Below are 23,951 nucleotides of genomic sequence, written 5' to 3' on the forward strand. Positions count from 1 at the left end.
ATGGGTGTAGCCGATCAGATCGTAGCTTCTAGATTTAGTTCCATCGATTTAAGCAACAAAGCCACGTGAAGGCGTAAGCCCGCCCTGCAAGGTCAGACGTATCCACAACCCAGAACCCATCTTACCACGTCACGCGTTTTTCCGTATCTGACTGAATTGACTGACATTGTCTGTCATTAAACTTCACCTTCACTGCCTCATTCGCGCGTGTTGGTTGGCTTAACCATATATGACGTGACAGCCCTTCAATTTTGGCCAGTAAGGTAAATTGCCCTTCCGCCGTCAGGTATGCATTGGTCGTTTGCACGTTGTCCCACGAAAATGCGCCAAGTACATCAAACTCAGTGTCATAAACCGCATGCATGTTGCTGTCTTGCGCGATCACCTCAATGCTTGGGTTTTGACTAAATGCCACGGTTTCACTCGCTGAAAGCGTTGGCAGCAACACATAGGCATAACGGTTGTTTTGTGCGTCATGAGCAAAGAAATTACGCAGCACTGTGCCGCTTACAGCTGTGTCTTCCATCTTGAGTGCGTTTTCTGGATACAACACGTCTCAGTTACCGCTGCGCTGATGAAAGTTCATCTTCACACTCTGTCCAGCAGGCAGATAGACGCCCAACTGCGAACCTTCCACATTTCCGTCAATGTGGAAGTTGTTTGTAGCGGTTTTGGTTACGTTGCCAGAAGGAGCCCAAGCCACGCCATCAACGTGAATCGCGTTGTTTGCAAGTTCATTTAGCTTGAAATTATTGATTGTGGTGAACGCTTTTCCAGAATTCGATTGGATGTCTGAGCCTAGTGCTACCAGTTTGTCGCCGAAGCCAAAGTAACTCTTCTTCGCTTGAAGGGTATCGTTGTGGTTATAGAAATCCGCACCGTAAATTCCGAACTCACCATTCGATGCACCACCGACAAAGGTCATGTCTTTTTTGGTGTTGTCATACTGACGACGACCACCACAATCCGGTAGCGTTGCTCCGTCTGTCGTTGTACCCGCCAAGTGACGCTTGTCCACCAGCGCATACCAATCCTGATATTGATTGTGGTCGGCATCATAGAGGTAGGTCATGCCATCACCCGTGTACCACCCTTTCAGGTTTTCCTTGGTTGTTGTTAAGCACTCGTAGTTTCCGACGCGATCAGAGTGGAGAGAAACAGACAATGCAAAACCATTACCTCGATGTACCATGCGATCTTGGTTGTAGAAGACAAAGTTCCCTTTGACTTCCTCTGACGCGGTTATCTCTGCGTCATTTAAGATTTTGTCCGCCACATGCAGGATATGCAGATCACTGGTTGAGCTAAAGAAACGCTCTTTGTCGATGAGAATATGGTGCTTAATCAACTTACCTAAACGCTGTTTCACTTCCCCTTCGCGCGATTCATAAAAACGCACCAATGCTGAGATGGCATTTAGCCCCTCACCTTGGTTTTGCACCCAACCACGCGCAATCGCTCGGCCATTAACGGCATCCATCATCTTTGCATCGTAAAGGAACGGCTCTAGTGCACTGAAAAGATAGGTATCAATGGTTTGGTAACGCGGGTCGCTGGTATCAATACCCGTTTGGTGTACCGCATCCATGACTCTCGCTACGCCGTGCAGCAGTGTCAAGCCGTAAGTACCGATATAAGGAATGTTGGCATGCTGAATGAAAGAGCCATCTGCGTAGAAACCATTGCCCGTCGAGACTTCGTCTAACACAGTCGGAATGGCTTCAATCGCTTGTGCAATCTCCTCTGGGTTTTCGCCAAATACACCTCGGAACAGAACAACCAAGGCCAAATCGATGCGGTTTGCTCCCGCAGACTCCATCGGCTCTCTTGTCGCGCCGTCACCTTTATGCTGCCAATTTGGATCCGGCACAATGTAACGTGTAGCGCGATTGGCTTTGTCGATCAGTGCCGCTGGTAACTTGTCATGTACCAAGCTGAAGGTGTCATAGATAGACTTAGGAACCGCGATTTCCCATTCGTACCAGTTACCCGTTGATACCGAGGTTTCGGTATATAGATTTTCCAATGCAAAATCGAGTGCGTAGAGAATATCGTCGAGTGTTTTTGCGTTGTGGAATTCCTCAAACGAACGATAGGCCAAGGCAAGGTGTTCAATGTTGTTGAACGTGGATGCCATATTACGGTTATGGATGGTTTCACCATCGTCGTTATACAGCGGCAAGGTATTCCACAGCATGGTGGGTTCATCACGAATCAATTCAGCTTGCAGCGTGCGAGCGGTTTGAAGTCGTTGATCTAAAATGGTGTCGTACAGCGGATTTTGACGATCACCCTCCGTCAGCAACATAGGGAAAGACCAATTCTCAATAATTTGGCCGTAATCAATGGTTTCTGATGGTGGAATAGGATCGACAGGCTTTAAAGGGTCATTTGGGTTTAATGCTGAACTGTCTTCATGAATACAGCCAGAGATTGCCATGCTAAGTGCCACCGTAAGAAGTGAGCGAGAAAAAGTGTTGTTCATTGGATTCACCATAAAAAATGGGCACGCAGGGTGCCCATTTTGAAACGCAGGTTTAGTTAATACGGAATGAGAAGAAGTACGGTTCGCCGTCCAGTCCGTTGGTATCGACTTGCCAGAAGCCATCAACCAAACTCACACGAGTTGCCTCATCAGAAATCAGAGTGTCACCACGCGTTTGCGGGAATGTCACCTGAACCGGTTGGTTGGAGCGTGTTGGCTGGCTAATCCAGACCTTCGCCACATCACCTTCTTGAACCATCAACACCGACAGTTCACCCTGAGTTTCCACTTTCGCACTGACTTGCAGATCCACACTGAAGGAGTTAGCTGCGATTGCGTTCAGCGTTGTCTCTTCGACAACATGCAGATCAGCCGTTTGCGCGACGATTGCGACATCCGGATTGGTACCATATGCTTCCGTTTGTGCTGCGTTATGGCTCGGCAACATGACGTAGGCGTAATCATCAACCTTACCCGAACCCGTTTGATGATTGATCAATGTTTGCAGCACATAGCCTTCAACATAGGTATCTTCCATCTTGCTCGTGTTCAGTGGGTAGATAGCATCCCAGTTACCTTTTCGGTCATCCCAGCGCAATTCTGCTTTCTTATCCGTCGGCAGATACACACCCAATTGCGAGCCTGCGACATTACCTTCAACATGGTAAGTGGAGTTCGCAGTGATACTTGCGTAGTCATCTTTTGGATCCGCTTTCTCTGGGGTCCAAACCGTTCCATCAACAGTGATGGTGTTCGAGCCATCTTGCTTCAATACACGGTTTTCAATGTAGGTAGCCACACCCCACGTTTTGGTTGATTGCACATCCGAGCCCAACATGACGATTTCATCATCGAATGCGAAGTAGGATTTTTTCGCGGAGGTCGCAAAATGATCAGCAGGAGCGACGCCCTGACTTGAGTTGAAGAAGTCAGCAGCAATCACACCGATCTCACCATTGGATGTACCACCCACCCACTTCATGTCTGCTTTCTTGTTGCCGTAAGTATTGCGTCCTTTACAGTCACCAATGTTTACACCAGTGGTTGTTGCACCTTGCATCTTGCGTTGGTCAACTAACGGGTACCAGTTGGTAAACTGGTTGTGGTCCGCATCATAGAGGTGAACCATGCCATCTGCGGTATACCAACCACGGGTGTTTTCCGTGTAGTTTGCACCACACTCATAATTACCGATACGATCTGAGTGCAGTGACACGGCCATGGCATACCCATCACCACGGTGAACCATGCGATCCATATTATGGAAAAGGAAGTTACCCTGAATTTCACCTTTGGCTTCTATCGTGGTGTCATTCAGGATCCGCTCAGCCACATCCAAGACTTTGAAATCGGTCGCTTTGGTAAAGAACTCGTCAGTGTCTGTCTGCAGTTGCTCTTTAATCACTTCGCCCAAACGCTGTTTCACTTCGCCATCACGAGAGTCGTAGTAGCGAAGAAGAACAGACAAGGCTCCACGACCTTCGCCTTTGTTCTGCGACCAACCGCGTGCAATCGCACGGCCCGATACCGACTCCATCATTTGCCCTTTAAACAGGAAAGGCGCAACAGCACTGAACAGGTATTCATCGACCAGTTTATAGCGTTCATCGTCCAACGAAATGCCCGTGTCATCCAACATCACCATGATGCGAGAAATATTCGACAGCAAGATCATGCCGTAAGTACCAATGTACGGAATATCCTGGTGCTGAATGAAAGAGCCGTCATCGTAGAAACCATCTTTAGACGTGACAGGTTCTAGAACGATTGGCATGGCATCCAAAGCGCGTTTGATTTCGTCCATGTTCTTTTCAAAAATGCCGCGCTGCAGCACGACCATGGACGTATCTACACGGTTTGCACCGGTATTGGTAATGTCATTGTGTGGGGAGTTACCCGCATACTGCTTAGTCGGATCAGGCAGTTGTGCGCGAGACGCCGCAATGATGTCCTTCATCATCTGCTCTGGAACGTGTTCGTAGATCAGTGATGCAATGTCATGGATGATCTTCGGCGTACCGATTTCCCACTCATGCCAGTTGTCTTTTTTGTGTGGAATCAATTCGGCGTTGTAGAAATCTTTCAGCAAAAATTCCATACCGAACAGAATGTCCGCTAACACTTCGTCAGTTGCAAAACTAGGGTCACCTAACGTGTACGCAACGGCGATATCACGCAAACGCCAGAAAGACGTTTTGGTCTTCATCGCGTCAACGGTTTTCTCTTTGTCATAAAATTTGTAAAGCGGCAAATCCGCCCAAAGGTGCTCAGCGTTGTCTTTTGTAAAACCAGAGTATGACGTTATCGCTGTCGCGATTTTCGCATCGATCATTAGCTGATATTGCGCATCATCCGTATTCGGTGGTGTCCACAGTGACGCCCAGTTGTTCACAGCCAAGTCATAATCGATGACCGCTGGAATTTCAGGGTCAACGCCAATGCTCGGGTTTTTCAAATCTTCAGAATCAGAGTGGCAACCACTCAGTGCAGCAGCAATCGCTAAAGCGAGTACAGAGGTTTTGATGTTCATAGGGTTTTTATCTCTATTGTTTTTGGATTTAGATGTTGAATTTCGGGTGCAACTAGCCACCGGAAGCTCTTTCGAGCCTCCGGAAGTGTTTTTTCTTTATTATTTTTATTGTTTTACGTTATGCGGTGAGCAACTCAGCTTCAGCAGTCAAAGGCGGTAGTTCGGCCTTTGGCACTGCATCAATCAGACGTTTGGTGTACGCCTCCTGAGGATTATTGATGATTTGATCCACCGTGCCCTGCTCAACAATCTTGCCTTTCTCCAACACCACCATGCGGTCACAGAAATACTTAACCGTCGCGATGTCGTGAGTAATAAGAATGAAGGAGGTGCCATAGCGGTTCTGGTATTCAATCAGAAGATCCAGCGCACGAGAGCGTAGCGATACGTCCAGTGCTGCCGTTGCTTCATCAGCGATAACCAGTTTCGGACGCGTGATCAGTGCGCGTGCGATAACGATACGTTGACGCTGACCGCCCGAGAAAGCATGCGGGTAACGTGCCGCCCAATCACGGTGAACGCCTACCCAGTCCATCACTTCGTGAAGCTCTTTACGGCGTTCGTCTTCGCTCAGGTCTGGTCGCAACTGACGCAGCGGCTCAAGAATGATATCCGCTACCGTCATACGCGGGTTCAATGACGACATTGGGTCTTGGAAAATTAAGCGCAGGTCGACAAACAAGTGGTCTTTATTCTTACGCTCCAAATCCACCAGATCCACGTCTAGGTCACGGCTAGGATCGTGATACAAGATAGAACCGGACGTCGCATGACCCAGACCAAGTATTGCGCGGCCCAAGGTAGACTTTCCTGAACCCGACTCGCCAACGATGCCGAGTGATTCACCTTGGTTTACCACCACAGACACATCTTCCAGCGCCACCAGTTCTTTGCCTTTCTTAAAGAAGCCGCCACCGTTTTCAAAGATTTTGTACACGTTACGTGCGTCAATAATAGGCTTCTTACAGGTCGCCTTTGCTGCGTCATAAGGCACTTTTAATGCAGAGCGCATTTCCAGTCGCTTGGTCGCATCCATCAAACGAATGGTGTAAGGGTGTTGTGGGTTTTCAAAGATTTGACGCACATCCCCACGCTCAACGACTTCACCGTCTTTCATCACCACAACGCGGTCTGAAATCTGTGCAACCACACCGAGGTCATGCGTGATGAACAGAATCGACATGTTGATTTCACGTTGAAGCTTGGCAAACAGCTCAAGAATCTCCGCTTGCGTGGTCACGTCCAGCGCCGTCGTTGGCTCATCGGCAATCAAAATGTCTGGACGACTTGCAATCGCCATGGCGATACAAACACGCTGACGCTGACCGCCCGATAAGGCGTACGGGTACTTATCAATCAAGGTTTCTGGATCTGGCAATAACACCTGACCCAGCAACTTAATGGTTTCTTCATGCGCCTGTTGTTTCGTCAGGCTTTTATTGCACAGAAACAGCGTTTCTTTGATCTGGTCACCCACGGTGTGAACCGGGCTCAACGCACTCATTGGTTCTTGAGATACCAAAGAGATACGTTCTGCACGGATACGACGCATCTCTATGCTGTCGCTTTTCAGTGTGGTGATGTCTACTTTTGAGCCATCGACATGCAGCATGATTTCACCCGAGTCAATGTGACCCGTTTTTCCAAGGATCTGCAAAATCGCTTTTGAAGTCACCGATTTGCCGGAACCTGACTCACCAATGACTGCTAACGTTTCACCGCGAACAATGTCAAAACTCACATCTTTTACTGCGTGCTTAGAACCCAGTGTGCTATCAAAACTTACGTTCAGACCATTAATTTCTAATACTTTATCAGTCATCTCGTTATGCCTCGTGGTAAGGGTCAGTTGCATCACGCAAACCGTCACCTAAAGAGTTCATTGCCAGAATTACGACAACCACCAAGCCTGCGGGGTAAAGCAGCCAAGGGGCTTCCGCTACTGAGCGGATATTTTGTGCTTCTTGGAGCAATACACCCCAGCTCACCACCGGAGCCTGAAGGCCAAGACCCAGGAAGCTTAAAGAAGTTTCACCCAAGATCATCGCAGGGATCGCCAGTGTGACGGCTGCAATAATGTGACCCATAAAGTTAGGAACCATGTAGCGGCGGATGATCGATGCTTGTGAGTTGCCATCAAGCCATGCGGCATTGATAAATTCTTCATTACGCAAAGACATGAAACGGGAGCGCACTTCACGCGCCATATCCGGCCAAGTAACACAGCCCAAAATCAGGGTAACCAGGAAGTATTTGGTGATGCTGTCCCACTCACGTGGCAGTGATGCCGTCAGCGCCATCCAAAGCGGCAGGGTTGGAATCGCTTTGATCACTTCCATGATGCGGTTAGTCACGGTATCAAACCATCCGCCTCTCAAGCCGGCAATCGATCCCACCGTGATACCGATAACCAAACTAAAGAACACCCCCATCAAACCCACTGACAACGAAATGCGCGCACCGTGGATAACACGTGACAACATGTCGCGTCCCATACGGTCAGAGCCCAACCAGAAGAACGGCAATTTCTTATCATGTGGCACGATGAACTTGGTGGTCATCGGGATGAAGCCCATCAAATGGTACTCATCGGTTTGGCCGAAGAACTCGAAGTACGCCTTTTTGTTTTCATCCAGTTCATAGGATTTTTGCAGCGTCATCATGTCCGTTTTCACCTTGTACACAGACAGGTGAGGCGCCCATTTGTAGCCATCTTCCGTTTTTTCGATCAAATGCATTTCTTGTGGTGGCGCGAAAGTGTATCGACGCCAGCTATCACCTGACTCGAACGGCGCAAAGAACTCCGCGAACGGCATAGCAACCACATAGGCAACCAACAGGAACCACATGCTGACCCAAGCCAGGCGATTACTGCGGAATTTGTGGATCATTAGCTGGGACGCGGTCGCCGTCTCTTTATCCAGCTTTTTCAGTTTAAAAATATTCAGTTTGTCTACTAAAGCTAAAGCACTCATGTCACATCCCTCTACGCGCCAGCACGAATGCGTGGGTCAATCAAACGAAGCAGCACGTCAGAAATCAGCGTACCGATAATGGTCAGGCCGCCCATGATGAGCAGAATGTCACCCGCCAATACCATGTCTTGTTTTTCCAACGCTTGAAGCATCAGTGTGCCCATTGTTGGCATGTTCATTACCTGACTCACAATGATGTCAGCACCCAGCAATACCGGCAGTTTCCAACCAATCGTTGCAGCGATAGGAATCAAAGCCAGACGCACTGGATATTTCATGGTGAGTTCGCGCTCACTCAACCCTTTTGCACGTGCCGTTGTCACGTAAGGCTTGTTGATTTCTTCCATCAGGTTCGCACAGACTTTACGGATGATGGTGGCCATACCCGATGTGCCTAGAACCAGAATAAATACCCAGCTTCGCTGCACGGAATCCCAGAACTTGCCCCAAGACATGGGCTGTCCCAAGTACTCGTCAGAGTTCAGGCCGGTAATCACGGTGTCGAAGTATTCATAGCCAATCAGGATTGCGATAATCGCCATCACGAAGTTTGGCGTTGCCATACCCAAGAAGCCGATAATGGTGCCGACGTAGTCACCGACTGAGTAAGGACGAAGTGCAGAATAGATGCCGATTGGAATCGCCGTAACGAACATAAACACCAGCACGGCAGACATCAGAAGTAATGTCACAGGCAGACGGGTTTTAATGGTGTCCCAAACAGGTTCCTGTGTAGACAAAGACATACCCAAATCGCCAGTCAACAAGCCCGAGAACCAAGCCCAGTAACGCACGAGAATTGGCTTGTCCAAGCCGTATGTTTCGCGGAGAATTTCAATCATTTTAGGGTCAACGGTTTGGCCCAAAGATTGGAGTTCAGCAATCTTCGCGGTTGCGAAGTCGCCCTCTGGCAAGTCGATCACCAAGAAAATGATGATGGACATACAAAAGAAGGTAAACATCATCAAGCCGAGGCGTGATAAACCACTTGCCACCAAAGGATGCTTCTCGAAAAATGGTGCAACGGTTGACACCAATTGGTCTCGTGCACCCATTAAGAAATTGCTCATTTCAATTCCCCAATTCCTAAATTGTGTTGCTAATCGATACAGGATGGCGATTGCTCGCCATCCCCAGAGTTATTGTTATTTGTTATCGAACCACAATTGACCAACACGCATTGGTGCAGGCGTCATCAGGTTGTAAGACTCAGGCATGCCTTCTGGCACGTTGCGAAGTTTCTCGTTAACAATCACAGTGTTAGGCAAGTTATTCACCGTACCAATCGCGTAGAAGTTTTCTTGAGCAATGTTGATGATTTCTTGCATCAGCTCGTTTTGTTTCTTCTTATCCGATGTTTTGCGAAGTTCGCTATACAGCTCGATTTGCTTCTTCACGGCCGCAGGTGGCTCAACCGCAGAATCTGAATTCGGGTTCGCAGACCAGTTGTACCAGCCCAGACCAAACGTAGATTCTGGCGAGTAAGGCATGTACCAACGTGCTTCATCGATGATGCCCACGCCGCCATCGCCGTACCATGGGATCACGTCGTAGTCGTTCGCAAAGCGCATTGAGTTTTGCAGTGAACGGTCAACAATGCGGACATCCAGCATCACGCCGATTTCACCCCAGTGTTTTTTCACCATTTCCAGGGCGTCACGGGTTTCTGGTTTCACCAGCGTGGTGCTCAATGCTTCGATACGGATACGCTCACCGTTTTCCATCAGACGGAAACCGTCTTTATCACGGTTAGTCAGGCCCAAATCATCCAGCATCTTGTTGGCTTTCTTCAGATCAAAGTCGGTGTACTGGGTCGCAAACTCTTCGCTGTAGAAAGGAGACGATTCAAGCGGTGCCGCTTGGTACGGTTCTACTGAACCACCAAAGATGGTTTCACTGATGTCCCAGCGGTCAATCGCGTAAGACAGTGCAATACGGAAATCTTTGTTCGAGTAAAGCTCACGCTTCACAGGATCTTTTGCGTTTTGGTTCAGACCCAGTACCAGCACGTTCATGCGGGTTTCCGGACGCAGCATCACTTTGTAATCCGATTTTTCTGCGTTGCTAAAAGTAATTGGACGGTTTGCCGCGTTATCAATGTGGCGAGATTGGAAGTCTGTTTTACCTGCAACTGCACGAAGCAACATTTCTTCTTTGTTTTCAGAGAAGGTCCACTTCACGGAGTCGATATATGGCAGTTAGTTACCCGCAGTATCAACCTGCCAGAAGTATGGGTTACGTACGTACTCTGCAAACGGCGCGTTTGCTGATGGTGGCGTTTCTACAACCCACGGTGCCATCGTTGGGCGATCAGCGTTCGCGTAGAACGGGGTAAAGTAGTGTGCTGGACACTTCACTTCATAGTATTCGCGCCATGAAGAGAAGCCTTCCGCTTTCGCTTCTTTCTCTACGTTTGCGTTGAACTGAGGTTGGAATTTAGAACAGTAGGCTTTGTTAAACGCTGCGATGTTAGAGCCGTCAACACCCGCCAATTGACGAATGAACAGACCGTTTGGCTCAGTCAGAGAAATCTTAACCGCATGTTTATCAACGGCTTCTGCTTTTGCAGATGAGTAATCTTTGAAGTAAAGCGGACGGTTACCCGCGTGGTTAGGATCACCCAGAACGTCGTTCACGTAGTAAACGATGTCATCTGCGGTGAAGTCAGAACCATCTGACCATTTCATGTCTTTACGCAGGAAAATGGTGTATTCTGTTGCTTCTGCGTTTGACTCGTAACCTGTCGCTAGGCTTGGCTCAACATCTGTGTAGGTGTGGTTAAAAGAGAACAGGTTGTTGTTACCCAGAATGCGCATGCGGTGGCCGTTATCGCCCCACAGGCCAACAAGATTCATCGTACCACCGTATTGACCAACGGCTTCAAATGGCGTCACTACCAATGGGTCGCTTGGCAGACGTTGTTCAACGGAAGGCAATTTACCTTCTGCTACCAGCGCTTTCAGATCTGGTGCTTCGTTGAACTGAGCAGCGAATGCTGGCGATGCCAGCAGCGCGGCGATGGAAGCGGCAAGTAGGGTGCGCTTGCGAGTTTGGATATTACCTTTCATTGGGTTCTCCAGGGAGTTTTATATGTAATTGTTTAATTTTGTTTTTCTGAAATAACTGACACTAACCAGCGGCTTTCTCCCTGCGGCACATTGCCGTAGATGATGGGCACTGCTGCTTGTGCAAAACAAAGATTCGTATTTGGCGCACAAGGCATAACGTCATAGCTGCCTTGTCCTTCGTGTAGTTGAATGTCGCTGCTGTACTCGTGGCCCGCGATGCGTGCGCTTTGGCGGTTCTCACGCGCACCAATGCATTTCACCCAGGTGTCGACGGCATAACCGGACATAATGAATTCAAACGCTGTGTCAGCATCAATGTGGTGAGCGCGCCATTCTTTACCGCCCTCCATCCATTGTTTAGTCGTCACGGTGCAACCCGAGAACGGGCTCCACGTGGTAATCAGGGTGTTTTCGACAAGTTCACTTTTCAGCAATGCCGTACGAAACAGCCACTCGCCCGTTTCTGGATGTTTACAGGCCATGATGTTGTCACCCATGAAGCCCTGCTCAATCCAACGCAATGCTTCAACAGAAAAACCGTGCGCTGATGAGTATGCAAATTTGAGGTATTTATCGTGGCTGTTACGCAACTCTGCCGCGCTCGGCGCACCAGAAAGCAGGAAACTTGTGCCATTTTGGCGTGTAATAATTTGGCGGTTTTTTTCCAGCAATTGCATGCCATCGCTATGAAGCATTTGGTTTTCTTTTTCTTGCCAGAATGGGTGAGAGTTCGGTAGGCGTACCGCAGCAAAACCTTTAAGCGCCAACAACGGTGACATTGGGCTGTTGTAGATTTCGCTCATGATGAGGTTCGGGTAGCGATACCCCACGCTCAGAAGACCATCTGAAATGATCGGTTGTTGGCTCCACCAACGGATGTTGTTCGCCCACAAGGTTTTCATGTCAGCAACGCTCAAACCGACATTTTTCAGTGCCGCGCTGTAGCATGCCAGTTCACTCCACACGCCCGCCGACGCAAAGCGATAGGTCATTGAGCGGCCGTATGCGACTGATGCGCCGTTGCTGCCCACCCACAGGGAAAAGCACTTGGCAAACAAAGCTGCACGATGAATAAAGAGTTGTGCGTACTCGGCCAATACCGAAGCGTGACGATCGACGACGCCATTTACCCAACGTGCGAACACCAAGCCGTAATAATGGAAAGCAAACGGGTTGTAGTAATCCGTACAGCCACTACGACCATCGCGATACCAGCCTTCGGCCAGGTACATATCATCGATTTCTTTCAGGTCGTTTTTCAGCACATCGGCATCAAAGCTCACGCCGATGTGGCGAAGTGCCAGTTGTTGTTCGGGATTTGAATGTAAGATGCTGCCTGCAACCAACGTACGGTATTGGCTTGCCCTTCTTCAGACATTGCGCGGAAGAACACCGCTTCATGGTCAACAATCGCCAGTGCAATCGCCGACATTTCAACGCAACGCTGGTTGTAGTCAGTGACATCACCCCAGTAGGCAGGATGTGCAGGATTAACGCCGTTTTCGACCGCATCACGCAGCGTGCTCAGCACCTCAGGTTTCTCAGAGGCCAATGGCACTGCCGCCCAAAGCAAACGGGCAATGCCTTCAAGATTCTGTGCACGGTCATCAAAATGTGCGCGGTTTGGGGAATCAGCCAAAGCGGCTTGTTCAGGCAGAAACGCTTTCATGTGCTGGCCAATCAGCGCAGCCAGCACCGAGACAGTTTCATCACGATGGGTGAAGGTTGCATCAGCGGCAAATTGGTTGAAAGCGTACATCTTTTTTAATTCCACAATCATTAGATGGAATTATTTAAACGCTTTTCTCTTATTTTCAAAACATATTTTCATTTTTAAATTCGACTGGATCATGTTTTTGTTTAAGTCACTTCTAAAAGTGTGATCCAAGAGCTATTTCATAATGAATATCGGTGACTTACCGCGAAGTATCAATGCCGCCATTTGCGTCATTTTCTCTTTGGTATGCGAGAAAAAATGGGCATATGAGGGGCACAGATAATGCACAGGGAACGACGCATCACCATCAAAAACGAAACGGTGTTTCGGACAACCGCCATGACAGGCAAATCGCCACGCACATTTCTCGCATTTATTGCTGAGGTGCGCGGTTTTAGCCAAACCAAACGCCCGATTTTCGACGCTGTTCCGAATCGTACGTAACGTTTCGCTGTGAACATTGCCCAGCTTATGTTCTGGATAAACATAATGGTCACAGGCATACACATCCCCGTTTGATTCTATGGCGAAGTTACTGCCGCATTGTGGTGCGTGAGAACAGAGTGTCGCGGGGTATCCCAAATGGCTCGCCAAGGTACTGTCGAACATTTGCACGAAAACACGCCCGACGTCGCGCGTTACCCAAAGATCGAAGATATCTGTCAGGAAATGGCCAAACTGTGCAGCTCCCACAGACCAAGGCGTAACGCTGGCTTCTTTTTCGTCAGGGAGAACCAAATTCAACCCACTTGAAGCGCAGTTGGATGCCCTTTCCACCAAGGGAATAAACTGTAAAAACTCGCTCCCCGTGCTAATGAGAAATTCGTAAACCTCACGGGGGTAATTCGCATTTTCGTTGTGCACGACCGTCAGGGTGTTAAACCTCACTCTATGGCGTTTTAACACATCGATTGCGGCCATTACTCTGTCGAACGTCGGCTCACCATTGCGTTTTACGCGATAGCAATCATGCAGCGCACGAGGGCCATCTATCGAAATCCCCACCAGCACCTGATAATCTGCAAATAACTACGCCCAAGCCTCATCGATTTTTATGCCGTTGGTTTGAAACGTATTCACAACAGCGACATGCCTGCCCGCTTTCGCCAATTGCGCTGCATAGGCTTTCTGTTGCTCGAAGGCTTTTTGATAAAAAGGGATCCCCATCAGCGTAGGCTCCCCACCCTGCCAGGAAAACACCACTTCCGGCCCTTCCTGCGCATCCATTTGCTGCTTGATATACAGAGACAAGATCTCGTCATCCATGCGCCAGTTTTGCTGCCGTTCAGGGTAGAGTTTTTCTTTTTCCAAGTAGAAACAGTAACGACAATCCAAATTGCAAACCGATCCCGTTGGCTTCGCCATGGTGTAGCAATGGCGAGGCTCAGGCAGTTGCGACGCACGCTCCGCTAAGGTTTGATAAAGGGGGTGTAAAGAACCAGGCTCGATAGAACGAACGTTAAGCTGCTGGGGATTGTTTTTACTGCTTTGCATGGAACCACTCATGTGTACATCGACGCCGCGGGACGTGAGGATCAAAAAAAGGCGCAACCAAAGTTGCGCCCGTAAGATATGGATAATTTTGCGATTAGACTGCGTCTCTAATCACAGATCAGGCATCCATCCAACGCCACTCGTAACCTTCGAGTGTGATTGTTTGTTTTTCACCCGACTTGTCAGTCACTTCCAGTTGCTGAGGCTCGCTGCTGTAGTTAACAACCGTCGCCTTCTCGGTTGCTGGGTAGTAGCACGCATCCACCAGCGCAGAATCAGACAGCCATGCATAGCTTTCGTTTTCAGACTTAGACAACCACACCAGAACGTGTTGCAGCAAACGCGCATTCGTCATAGAGAACGGCAGGTTACCCAGATACACCGAGCGGCCTTCACCGTATTGACGTGCCGTCATCGCAAGGTGCTGACCTTGTGACGCAATCACGCTCATGTCGTGCGCTTGAGAGTACACGTAGCTCAAGTTACCGAAGTCTTCTTCACCGGTCAGGCATTGCGCCAGATAGTGGTCGCCGTCCAGTTGAACAGGTTGAGCAACGCGGCCCATGGTCAGTGAGGTTTCTTTTTCCAGACCGAACACATCGCCCAGTTGGAAGAAACGGCCATTTTGCAGGTGCGCCGATGGGTCACAAATACCCAGTAAACCGCCGCCCTTGCCCACGAACTCACGCAATGCTGTCACGATTTGTGGGTTGCCCCAGTACTCGCCGCCACTCCACGCTGAGTTTGCATCACCGGTGTTGATGATAACTTTAATGTCATCCGCGATGCCGTTAGCCAGAATGTCTTCGAAGCTAATGAACTCCACGTCAAACGGTAAGCCCGCCAAACATTCCAGTGGGTTGTTACCCACAAGTTCCATGACATCTGGACGTGGTGGCACGTAGAAACGCTGATCTTGTGCTTGGTTTTGCAACCAAGAACGCGCCAGACCCCATGCGTTCAATACGGCAACTTTACCGCCGATTTTCGCCGACTCGGTGCCCGCGCTGTTTTGACGGTAAGTACCAAATTCATCTGAAATCTGGGTCACATGGTCAATAAACTGAGGGAACTTGTTCGCCAGAGACAGGTAACCACCGTAACCAATGCGATCTAGTGGCTTATGCAGCATCGCGCGACGAATCTTCACCCAGTTAGACATAGATTCAGTCACTGGGTTGTTGCCTTCGCGGAAGACATCTGGGAAGAAGTACGGGTAGAAACGCGCTTCTTTCACTTGGTCGCCAGCAGAATCGGTCAAGCGGCGCAATGCCACTCCGTCTTCAACTGCACCGACGTTAATGTCGATACCGATCTCTTGGTAACTTGGCAGGAATGGCTCAGTACCAATCCAGTGGTCGCCTTGGAACATCGCCGCTTTTTTACCTGCCGCGTGCGCCATACCCACCAATTCGCCAGCAAAATCTGCCACGAATTTCTGAATGAATGCCATCCAGTCTAGGTAGCGTTTGCTTGGTACTTTGTAGGTGCCGTTGTAGTAACCCGCATCAACAAAGTCTTCAGGTGTCAGGCGGTAGCCGTATTTTTTTTCGAAATCATCCAGTGCTTCTGGGCTCACGGTTTCGCCGTAGCCTGTCCAGTCACGGTAGATATCTTGATTCTGTTCGTTCGCATCAATCACAAACAGGAACGCAAACGTGGTGAAGCGAACAACAGACGTATTTGGATGCTCTTCCAGCCACTGCGCAAAGTAACGCTTCAGGTGTGCACGACACTCTGGGTGGTAAGGGTCAAGGCTGCGGATTTTGTCGCCCGTCCAGCCGTTAGTCAGTGCGTTGTACATCGACACACTGTCCCACACCTGACGTACCATCACAGACGCGGTGTACTCATGGTATGGCGTACATTCACGCACAATCACGGTGCCGCTTTCAGCATCAAAATCCCATTGGTCAACCGAGACAACGTCACCGGTGGTACGGTTACGCACTTCCCAGTGACGCTTAGGATCACTGTTGTTATCCAGCTCATATTTCTCTGAGCAGTAACCTTCCAGCGGCTTGATCACCAGCTCATTAGTCATGGCCGTCATTGGGAACGAAGACAAGTATTTACGGTGCAGATACTCAGGGTGCGCTTTGGCATACGCCTGATCAGCACGAACAATACACAACACGGAATAAATGTCGCAGTCTTGCTCTGCCAGAGAATCCGGCATGGTGGTGCCGTCACTGTCACGCAGTGCATCTGCCTGCCAGCGTTTGTATAGATCTAGAACGACTTCTTCTTGCCCGACTTCTACAGGCAGTGTCATATGGCCTTGGGTAGCGTTTGCCATGAAATTAAACCTCAATACTTAATTGTACGTCTTCGCGTTTGATGCCTTTGGTTGGCAAGCCAGTGTCATAATCTCTTACGACCGGGGCGACACCGTCCGCCGGGCGAGGACGGAACAACCCCATCCATTCTCTTTCAATTTCCGGACGCCAAGGGCGACATGCCCATTCGAACGAACGGAAGGTATCTCGGATATGGTCCATATACGCCAGCAACTCATCGTGCAGGGTATTACGAACGTCAACAAAATCTGGGTGCTCAATCAGGTTGTTCACTTCGGCAGCGTCATTCTCGCGATCGTAAAGTTCATCTGTGCCCATCAAGTTGATCACCAGCTTGTAGCTGTCTGTCACCCAACCGCGAACCGGAATAAAACCACCGTTAGAATCGTGCTCCACTTCATAGCGGTTGAACTCCACCATGACGCCGTTAAAGCCACGATCTTTTTCTACATCCAGCAAGTCGTTACCCGGCATGATTGGCGGTTGCTCGATGTGCGCCAGATTCAACAGGGTCGGCATGATGTCGATGTGGCTAACTGGACGGTCAATGACAGTACCTGCCATCTGGCCATCGGTGTTTTTGATGATCAGCGGAATATTGGCGATTTCGTCATACACGGCCGCGCCTTTACCCCACAGTTTGTGGGCACCGTTCATTTCACCGTGATCAGAGGTATACACAATCCAGGTATTCGCCAATTCACTTTCATCGATATGCGAAAGCACGCGACCAATCTCTTCGTCCACAAAGTCGTTGCAGCCGAAGTAAAGTGGATTGATAAAGTACTGAGAACCCACACCAGAGCCTTTCGCACGCGACCACAGACGGTGATGCAGCGGTTTATCTTCCAGCGAATCAAACGCCGCTTCGCCCAAATCGAATTTGAAGTCTTTGAACTTCTCAACGTGTTTTGGCGGACAAGTAAACGGATGGTGCGGCTCGTCATACGACAACACCAACAGGAACGGCTTGTCTTCACTGCGGTGCTGATCGATAAACTTCAGACCACGGTTGGTAATACGGTGGCCCCAAGTAAAGTCAGCCGTAATTTCATGGGCTTCCAGCTCTTCTGGCGTATTCAAGCCACGACGCCAAAGGGTAATTTCTTCTTCGGTCAGCTCGTTCAGGTAGTTAACACCGTCGTACCAGTACTCTGGGTGCCAGCCCGGTGGACAGATGCCCGTACCAAAGTAATCATGGCCATCTAAGTGCCATTTACCGATATAGCCCGTGTTGTAGCCTTCTGCGGTAAAAATCTGGCCCATATGGCGAATGTTGGTGCCAAGCGCAAGGTTATTCGTCCATGCACCGCTTTGGTGTGAATACATGCCAGTGAACAAACCCGCGCGAGCAGGCGTGCACAGTGGACACGTGGTATAGGCACTGTCAAAACGCACACAGGTATCGGCCATGCGATCCAAATGCTGGGTGTCCGTTGCCTGACCCGAGTAACGTTCAACCACGTTTGCGCCTTGGCTGTCGGTCATGATCAGGATGATATTTGGCGCTTTTTTCATTGCGTCGCCCTTACCAGAAGAAGTTACGGTAACCATGAGCGCGCATCAGAGCCTCAAGGTAGTAGTAATCGCCATAAGGCAGCATGTTGTCGCAAAGGCCAACCTTCACGAATGATGCGCCATTTGCCAGCAAACCTTGTGCGTGTTCGTTATCACACAAGTCACATTGGTCCATTAGGCCTTGCAGCAAGTACAAGCCCCAATCGCGGTAGGCGTTCGCTTCTTCTAGCAAGCTCAGGCGTTTTGCATCATCACGCGCCAGTGCTTCTGCTTGGTCTTCCAACGCTTGCGCAATCAACAAGAAGCCAGCGGCGGTAATCGCACCCGCTGAGCTGTCTTTGTATTGAGTTTCGTCTGCAGGCAAACGGTAGTCCCACACAGGCACACCGTCTGGCGTGATCACTTCAGCCGCAAAACGCGCCAGTTTTTTCGCCAGCACCAAAAAGCTTTCATCTTTGGTGTACTGGTAGGTTTGGGCATAACCGTGGATTGCCCACGATTGACCGCGCGCCCAGCAAGATTCATCTGCGTAACCTTGGAAGGTTTCGCCTTTCACTGGCGTTTGGTAAATCGGGTCGAAGTTGAATGAGTGATAGGTTGAGTAATCATCACGAACAATGTGCTTTGCCAGTGTTTCGCTGTGGCGAATCGCCACTTCACGGTAACGAGGTGCACCCGTGACTTCTACCGCCCAGAACAGCAATGCCGTGTTTTGCAGTGAATCGATGATGGATTTACCCTGAATCACGTCCGGCTTTTCCAATGCCAGAGGATGCGTGTCGTTCCATGCAACAATGTAACCGCCCACTTTGCGGAAACGGTGAATCAAATGATCCGCCGCACGCCGTGCCATCATTTTGGATTCTTCACAGCCAGTCAGCTTGTATTCCGCCACACAGCTCAGGCTATATTGGAAGCCCAAGTCATGATCCAACCAAAATGGGTCCAACAACACGTTAGCGAAGTAAGACTTGCGCAACTTCGCGCTGTTTTTGTATTGCTCATCCGCTGTCGTTTGGTAACACAGCCATAACTGGCCAGCCCAAAACGATGAAACCCAATCAAACGGGCCGCAATGCGTCCATGAATAGTCGGCATTGCCGATTTTTGGGTTGCGCTCGCCGATGCGAGAAATGTTGCGCTTGATGGTAGCCATTACCTTGGGAAGGTGTGCTAGAACGCGGTCTCGGTCTAGTTCACCCGGTAATGACGGTAAAGCAATGTATTCACTCATTTTCTACTCGCCAACAAAGAAGAGATTAACTGATTATCTATGGGGCATTGTAAAGGCGGGATGAAGAAAAAAACTTACTGCAAATCACAAAGTCAAAACGATGTTTCATTTTTAAAGAAACTAAAAATCAAAAAGACCAGCTAAGCTGGCCTTCTGAGAGAGAGATCTTTGCAAACGGGGCTGAATACCCGTGTTGTTAGCGCGCTAACCAACCGCCATCAACGGCCAAGGTAAAGCCGTTGATGTAATCTGCCGCTTTAGAGGCCAAAAACACCGCAGCACCACCGACATCTTCCGGTGTACCCCAACGGTTCGCAGGAATACGGTCACGAATAGACTTTTCACGTTCAACATCCGCACGCAATGCTTCTGTGTTGTTGGTAGCCATGTAGCCCGGTGCAATCGCGTTTACATTGATGTTATTTGACGCCCACTCATTGGCTAATGCGCGAGTCAGGCCCATCACTGCACTTTTCGATGCGGTGTAAGAAGGCACGCGAATACCGCCTTGGTAAGACAGCATTGAAGCAATGTTGACGATCTTGCCACCGGTGCCTTGCTCGTTAAAAACACGTGCAATTGATTGAGACATAAGGAAAACAGACTTGATGTTGATGTCCATAACATCATCCCAGTCTTTTTCGCTAAAGTTGATCGCGTCTTCACGGCGGATAATACCGGCGTTGTTAACGAGAATATCGATTTTGCCGTGAACGCCGCGCGCTTCGGCAACAACATCATCAATAATCGCTGAATTGCTCAGATCAGCGGTGATGTTGTAAAAACGGCGCCCCGTTGCTTCAACCATGCCCGGCGTGTCATCAGCTCCTCCGTAGTTAATGCCAACAATATCTGCGCCTGCCTGCGCCAGAGCGACTGCCATGCCCTGTCCTAGGCCAGTGTTGCAGCCAGTAACAACAGCTACTTTGCCTTCTAGCCCAAAAGACTCTAAAATCATTTTCAAAACCTCGTTTCATTTTTATTTTCTGTATCATAGCTAAGTTGCTTGTCAAAACAAGAAAATAAAACAGCATTTCAATTAATAAGTTAAAAGCTGAATGCTAGGTCACAAATGTCGATTTGCTCCTCAGCAATCAATCCGTCGTCCGTGGTGTGGATTCACTTACTTAGGCAGTTTTGTAGTAAACCTCGTCAGACACATCGCGCAGACGTGCGGCCGCTTGTTCTGGGGTCAGATCGCGTTGCGCTTCGCCCAACATTTCGTAGCCCACCATGAACTTGCGGACACTTGCTGAACGCAGCAACGGCGGATAGAAACAGGCATGAAGCTGCCAGTGCGCAATGGATTCTCCGTTTTTAAAGTTAGGTGCACCATGCCAGCCCATGGAGTAAGGGAAACTGCATTGGAACAAGTTGTCGTAGCGGGTAGTCAGTTTTTTCAGTGCAATCGCCAAGTCCGCACTCTGTTCGTCACTTAACGCGTCGATGCGTTGAACAGCGGCTTTAGGCAAAAGTAAGGTTTCAAACGGCCACGCCGCCCAGAAAGGAACAACAGCGACCCAGTGTTCGGTTTCCACCACGATGCGCTCTTTGGCCGCCAATTCTCGCTGCACATAATCCACCAGCAATGACGAGCCATGCTCACTGAAATACGCCGCTTGATTGCGATCTTTGCTTGCCACTTCCGTAGGGATAAAGCTGTTCGCCCAGATTTGTCCATGTGGGTGAGGCTGAGAGCAACCCATGGTTTCGCCCTTGTTCTCAAACACTTGCACCCACAAATACTGCTCGCTCAATCGCGTATATTCTGTTTGCCACGTGCTGACCACCTGCTCAATTTCTTGCGTGCTGAGTTCTGGCAAGGTTTTGCTGTGATCGGGAGAGAAACAAATAACGTGCGCTTCACCTTGTGCCCCTTCAAGGCGCATCAGCGGATCGTCAATTTTGATCAATGGCGTTTCTAGATTCAACGCTGCAAAGTCATTTCGGAACACAAACGTATGTTTATAGTCAGGGTTCACTTCGCCTGAAATACGCGTGTTACCTGCACACAAAAAGCATTTCTCATCATAGGACGGCAAGGTTGTCGTATTCGGCGTTTCCTGCGCACCACTCCATGGACGCTTAGCACGATGCGGAGACACCAACACGTACTCACCCGTCAATGGGTTATATCTGCGATGGGGATGTTCTGTAGGGTCAAAAGGTAAGGATGTCATAGTGGTATCACCAAAAAAATTATGCAAAAACAGGCTACCAACCACACCACGTAAAAAGTTTGGTGGCAGCCTGCATCTTCATTTGAGCCTGACGGCAAATTAGGTTTTCGTGATCACCGCCAACGCTTCTTTGGCATTTTTGTAGAAGGTCAGCGAAGAAAAGGTTTTCGCGAAGCTGGGGGCGAGCAAGGCTTGAAGCGGCGTCGCCTTCATATGGCAGTAATAGAATGTCTGCTGTTTTCGGTTAACCAGATCCGCCAACATTTGGGCTCCGGTGTAATCGATAAAGTTGATGCCTCGACCCAGAATGATCAGGTGCTTGGCCTGACACGCTTGAAGCCCCCTCTGCAAATGCTGGCAAGAGCCATAGAACACAGATCCATTGATGCGAACGATCGCCGTGTCAGGAATCAAATGATCGGGTACGTTGAAAACTCGCGGGTCAATAAATTCAATGGTCGGTCGTGATGTTCTGCGCAGATAAAAGAACAGCGACAAAAGCATGCCGACATAGATAGACAGTTCAAGGTGCAAGAACATCGCAGCAACGAAGGTCGCCACCAAGACGAGAGATTCCTTTTTGTCGGTGCGGAAAATATCCAGAATATGCGGGACATCAATTAGGTTATAAGCGACAACAAACAGAATCCCCGCCATGCCTGCAATCGGAATATAGGCGGCATATGGCGCGAAAAAGAGCAAAATGAGGGTCAGAAACAGTGCGGCAAAAATCGCTGCACACGGTGCGCGTGCACCGCTGGTGTAATTCACACCACTGCGAGTGAATGATCCGGAGGACACATAACAGGAGAAAAACGCGCCGATGATGTTTGACAGTCCCTGCCCGATAAACTCCTGATTCGCATCAATCAACTGACCGGATTTCATGGCGACTGAGCGGGCAATAGAAATGGCTTCCACCAGCCCCAACAACGCCACGGCAATGATTCCCATCGCCATACGTTCAACCGTTACAGCATCTGCAAGCGGCACAGAAAATGATGGCAGTGAATTGGGCATTGCCCCGACAAGCGCAACATCTCCAATTACCAGCGCCAATAGCGTTCCGGCTATCATTGCGATCAGCATATGAGGGCCTTTCGGCCAGATGTACCGAATACTGACACTAATGGTGATGGTCGAGATACCAATCAGCAACGCTTTTGAGTCTGTCTGCGCGATGGCACCAAACGTAAGTTGGAGGTTCTCAATGGCTGTACTGCCACTTTCAACAGACAACCCCAGTAAATGCTTCAACTGGCTAATAGCGATGACAACCGCAGCACCAGCCGTGAAGCCCAACACAACGGAATGCGAAACAAAGTTCACAACAGCGCCAAAGCGCATCAGTCCCATTATTAGCTGAACAACACCAGCGCAAAGCGTGAGCGTTAATGCGAGTTGAATAAATAGCGGCGAACCTGGAGCCGCAAATTGACTGACCGTGGTAAACACAATCACAGACAATGCAGCGGTGGCGCCGGAAATCAGGTGGTGCGACGAGCCAAACAAAGCAGCAATGATGGCCGGAACAATACAGGTATACAAACCGTATTCCGCAGGCATTCCCGCGATCATGGCGTAGGCCACGCCTTGGGGCAGAACAATAATTGCGCCGGTCAAGCCTGCTATCAAATCGGCTTTAAGATCTTGTTTAGTAACGAGAGGAAGCCAGCGTAAAAAAGGAAACGCCCTTGCGAACAAAGAGCGAGAAGGCATTCTGGCGAGAAGCGTTGTCATGGTCAGCGTACTTCGAAAAAGACCAACAAAACGGCCCGCTAATACGGGCCCATACAATTAGTTCAATGCATCTACCGCATCGCGAACCAGTTTGCCAATAGCATCCCAATCCTGCGCATCGATAAGATCGGCTGGCACCATCCACGTACCACCACACGCCAACACAGAAGGGATTGCCAAGTATTCAGCAATGTTCTCTTTGGACACGCCGCCTGTTGGCATAAATTGCACAGGGTAAACGGCATTCAATGCTTTCAGCATGCCCGTACCACCCGACACGCTGGCAGGGAAAAACTTCAGGGTTTTAAGGCCCATTTCCATCGCCTGCTCGACAAGACTTGGGTTGTTTACGCCAGGGATCATCACCATGTCACGCTGCTGGCAATACTTTACCGTCGTTGGGTTAAAGCCAGGGCTCACCACAAAATCAACGCCCGCTTCAATCGCAGCATCCACTTGCGCTGTAGTCAGGACAGTACCGGCACCAATCAACATGTCTGGAAATGCTTTTCGGATGAGCGCAATGCTTTCCGCCGCAGCTTCAGTGCGAAACGTGATTTCAACACTTGGCATGCCGTTTTCAATTAAGGTTCTTGCTAACGGCACTGCACTCTTCGCGTCTTTAATCGCAATAACAGGAATGACTTTTAATTCGGCAAGACGGCGGCTGATCGCGTCAACACCCTGAACGTTTTCCATAACAACTCCAA

General features: G+C 49.5%; 18 protein-coding genes and 1 pseudogene. All 19 read right to left on the bottom strand.

Going from position 1 to position 23,951, the window contains the following annotated elements; translation table 11 throughout:
* Positions 1-121 precede the first annotated feature (121 nt).
* Positions 122-526, bottom strand: a complete 405-nt coding sequence (locus tag B5D35_RS16220) for a polysaccharide lyase beta-sandwich domain-containing protein (protein WP_078753584.1) — start codon at positions 524-526, stop codon at positions 122-124.
* Positions 527-556: 30 nt separating this feature from the next.
* Entirely contained in the window at positions 557-2,485 is a 1,929-nt protein-coding gene (locus B5D35_RS16225; protein ID WP_170915204.1) for a polysaccharide lyase family 8 super-sandwich domain-containing protein, read from the bottom strand.
* 52 nt (positions 2,486-2,537) lie between these two features.
* A complete protein-coding gene (locus B5D35_RS16230) occupies positions 2,538-5,015 on the bottom strand; it encodes a polysaccharide lyase 8 family protein (RefSeq protein WP_078753586.1) in 2,478 nt (825 codons plus the stop codon).
* Positions 5,016-5,133: 118 nt separating this feature from the next.
* Complete coding sequence (locus tag B5D35_RS16235) at positions 5,134-6,837, bottom strand: dipeptide ABC transporter ATP-binding protein (RefSeq protein ID WP_078753587.1); 1,704 nt, start codon at positions 6,835-6,837, stop codon at positions 5,134-5,136.
* A gap of 4 nt (positions 6,838-6,841) precedes the next feature.
* Entirely contained in the window at positions 6,842-7,990 is a 1,149-nt protein-coding gene (locus B5D35_RS16240) for an ABC transporter permease (RefSeq protein WP_078753588.1), read from the bottom strand.
* Between the two features lie 11 nt (positions 7,991-8,001).
* Entirely contained in the window at positions 8,002-9,060 is a 1,059-nt protein-coding gene (locus B5D35_RS16245; RefSeq protein WP_078753589.1) for an ABC transporter permease, read from the bottom strand.
* Positions 9,061-9,135: 75 nt separating this feature from the next.
* Positions 9,136-10,188, bottom strand: a complete 1,053-nt coding sequence (locus tag B5D35_RS25410) for an ABC transporter substrate-binding protein (RefSeq protein ID WP_425291243.1) — start codon at positions 10,186-10,188, stop codon at positions 9,136-9,138.
* Positions 10,189-11,058 carry an ABC transporter substrate-binding protein gene (locus tag B5D35_RS25415; RefSeq protein WP_342068299.1) on the bottom strand — a complete coding sequence of 290 codons (870 nt, stop codon included), beginning with the start codon at positions 11,056-11,058 and terminating at the stop codon, positions 10,189-10,191. It abuts the gene before it with no gap.
* A 32-nt stretch (positions 11,059-11,090) separates the two neighbouring features.
* Complete coding sequence (locus B5D35_RS25515) at positions 11,091-11,837, bottom strand: DUF2264 C-terminal domain-containing protein (RefSeq protein WP_425291244.1); 747 nt, start codon at positions 11,835-11,837, stop codon at positions 11,091-11,093.
* A pseudogene (locus tag B5D35_RS25520) lies at positions 11,814-12,838 on the bottom strand (DUF2264 domain-containing protein); the annotation flags it as partial. The gene B5D35_RS25515 and the pseudogene B5D35_RS25520, both read right to left, overlap by 24 nt.
* A gap of 111 nt (positions 12,839-12,949) precedes the next feature.
* Positions 12,950-13,780 carry an SPASM domain-containing protein gene (locus B5D35_RS16265; protein ID WP_170915206.1) on the bottom strand — a complete coding sequence of 277 codons (831 nt, stop codon included), beginning with the start codon at positions 13,778-13,780 and terminating at the stop codon, positions 12,950-12,952.
* A 24-nt stretch (positions 13,781-13,804) separates the two neighbouring features.
* Positions 13,805-14,269 carry a hypothetical protein gene (locus tag B5D35_RS24360; RefSeq protein WP_170915207.1) on the bottom strand — a complete coding sequence of 155 codons (465 nt, stop codon included), beginning with the start codon at positions 14,267-14,269 and terminating at the stop codon, positions 13,805-13,807.
* Between the two features lie 118 nt (positions 14,270-14,387).
* The gene (gene gnpA / locus B5D35_RS16270) at positions 14,388-16,568 is read right to left on the bottom strand and encodes a 1,3-beta-galactosyl-N-acetylhexosamine phosphorylase (protein WP_078753592.1); all 2,181 of its coding nucleotides are present in this window, start codon (positions 16,566-16,568) and stop codon (positions 14,388-14,390) included.
* Between the two features lie 4 nt (positions 16,569-16,572).
* A complete protein-coding gene (locus B5D35_RS16275) occupies positions 16,573-18,087 on the bottom strand; it encodes a sulfatase-like hydrolase/transferase (RefSeq protein ID WP_078753599.1) in 1,515 nt (504 codons plus the stop codon).
* 10 nt (positions 18,088-18,097) lie between these two features.
* Entirely contained in the window at positions 18,098-19,321 is a 1,224-nt protein-coding gene (locus B5D35_RS16280) for a glycoside hydrolase family 88 protein (RefSeq protein ID WP_078753593.1), read from the bottom strand.
* A gap of 196 nt (positions 19,322-19,517) precedes the next feature.
* The gene (gene kduD / locus B5D35_RS16285) at positions 19,518-20,279 is read right to left on the bottom strand and encodes a 2-dehydro-3-deoxy-D-gluconate 5-dehydrogenase KduD (RefSeq protein ID WP_078753594.1); all 762 of its coding nucleotides are present in this window, start codon (positions 20,277-20,279) and stop codon (positions 19,518-19,520) included.
* Between the two features lie 169 nt (positions 20,280-20,448).
* A complete protein-coding gene (locus B5D35_RS16290; RefSeq protein ID WP_078753600.1) occupies positions 20,449-21,501 on the bottom strand; it encodes a UDP-glucose--hexose-1-phosphate uridylyltransferase in 1,053 nt (350 codons plus the stop codon).
* Between the two features lie 99 nt (positions 21,502-21,600).
* Positions 21,601-23,241: a SulP family inorganic anion transporter gene (locus B5D35_RS16295; RefSeq protein WP_244556631.1), complete on the bottom strand. Its 1,641-nt coding sequence runs from the start codon at positions 23,239-23,241 to the stop codon at positions 21,601-21,603.
* Positions 23,242-23,298: 57 nt separating this feature from the next.
* The gene (locus B5D35_RS16300) at positions 23,299-23,940 is read right to left on the bottom strand and encodes a bifunctional 4-hydroxy-2-oxoglutarate aldolase/2-dehydro-3-deoxy-phosphogluconate aldolase (RefSeq protein ID WP_078753595.1); all 642 of its coding nucleotides are present in this window, start codon (positions 23,938-23,940) and stop codon (positions 23,299-23,301) included.
* Between the last annotated feature and the right edge of the window lie 11 nt (positions 23,941-23,951).

The sequence above is a fragment of the Enterovibrio nigricans DSM 22720 genome, assembly GCF_900167155.1.
Lineage (GTDB): Bacteria > Pseudomonadota > Gammaproteobacteria > Enterobacterales > Vibrionaceae > Enterovibrio > Enterovibrio nigricans.

Bases quoted from the DNA above. Each gene is read 5' to 3' on its own strand.
- B5D35_RS16240 (WP_078753588.1), bottom strand. From the start codon at position 7,990: ATGAGTGCTTTAGCTTTAGTAGACAAACTGAATATTTTTAAACTGAAA.
- B5D35_RS24360 (WP_170915207.1), bottom strand. From the start codon at position 14,269: ATGCAAAGCAGTAAAAACAATCCCCAGCAGCTTAACGTTCGTTCTATC.
- B5D35_RS16225 (WP_170915204.1), bottom strand. From the start codon at position 2,485: ATGAACAACACTTTTTCTCGCTCACTTCTTACGGTGGCACTTAGCATG.
- B5D35_RS16275 (WP_078753599.1), bottom strand. From the start codon at position 18,087: ATGAAAAAAGCGCCAAATATCATCCTGATCATGACCGACAGCCAAGGC.
- B5D35_RS16220 (WP_078753584.1), bottom strand. From the start codon at position 526: ATGGAAGACACAGCTGTAAGCGGCACAGTGCTGCGTAATTTCTTTGCT.
- B5D35_RS25415 (WP_342068299.1), bottom strand. From the start codon at position 11,058: ATGAAAGGTAATATCCAAACTCGCAAGCGCACCCTACTTGCCGCTTCC.
- B5D35_RS16235 (WP_078753587.1), bottom strand. From the start codon at position 6,837: ATGACTGATAAAGTATTAGAAATTAATGGTCTGAACGTAAGTTTTGAT.
- B5D35_RS16295 (WP_244556631.1), bottom strand. From the start codon at position 23,241: ATGACAACGCTTCTCGCCAGAATGCCTTCTCGCTCTTTGTTCGCAAGG.
- gnpA (WP_078753592.1), bottom strand. From the start codon at position 16,568: ATGGCAAACGCTACCCAAGGCCATATGACACTGCCTGTAGAAGTCGGG.
- B5D35_RS16245 (WP_078753589.1), bottom strand. From the start codon at position 9,060: ATGAGCAATTTCTTAATGGGTGCACGAGACCAATTGGTGTCAACCGTT.
- B5D35_RS16300 (WP_078753595.1), bottom strand. From the start codon at position 23,940: ATGGAAAACGTTCAGGGTGTTGACGCGATCAGCCGCCGTCTTGCCGAA.
- B5D35_RS16280 (WP_078753593.1), bottom strand. From the start codon at position 19,321: ATGAGTGAATACATTGCTTTACCGTCATTACCGGGTGAACTAGACCGA.
- kduD (WP_078753594.1), bottom strand. From the start codon at position 20,279: ATGATTTTAGAGTCTTTTGGGCTAGAAGGCAAAGTAGCTGTTGTTACT.
- B5D35_RS16230 (WP_078753586.1), bottom strand. From the start codon at position 5,015: ATGAACATCAAAACCTCTGTACTCGCTTTAGCGATTGCTGCTGCACTG.
- B5D35_RS16290 (WP_078753600.1), bottom strand. From the start codon at position 21,501: ATGACATCCTTACCTTTTGACCCTACAGAACATCCCCATCGCAGATAT.
- B5D35_RS25515 (WP_425291244.1), bottom strand. From the start codon at position 11,837: ATGTCACCGTTGTTGGCGCTTAAAGGTTTTGCTGCGGTACGCCTACCG.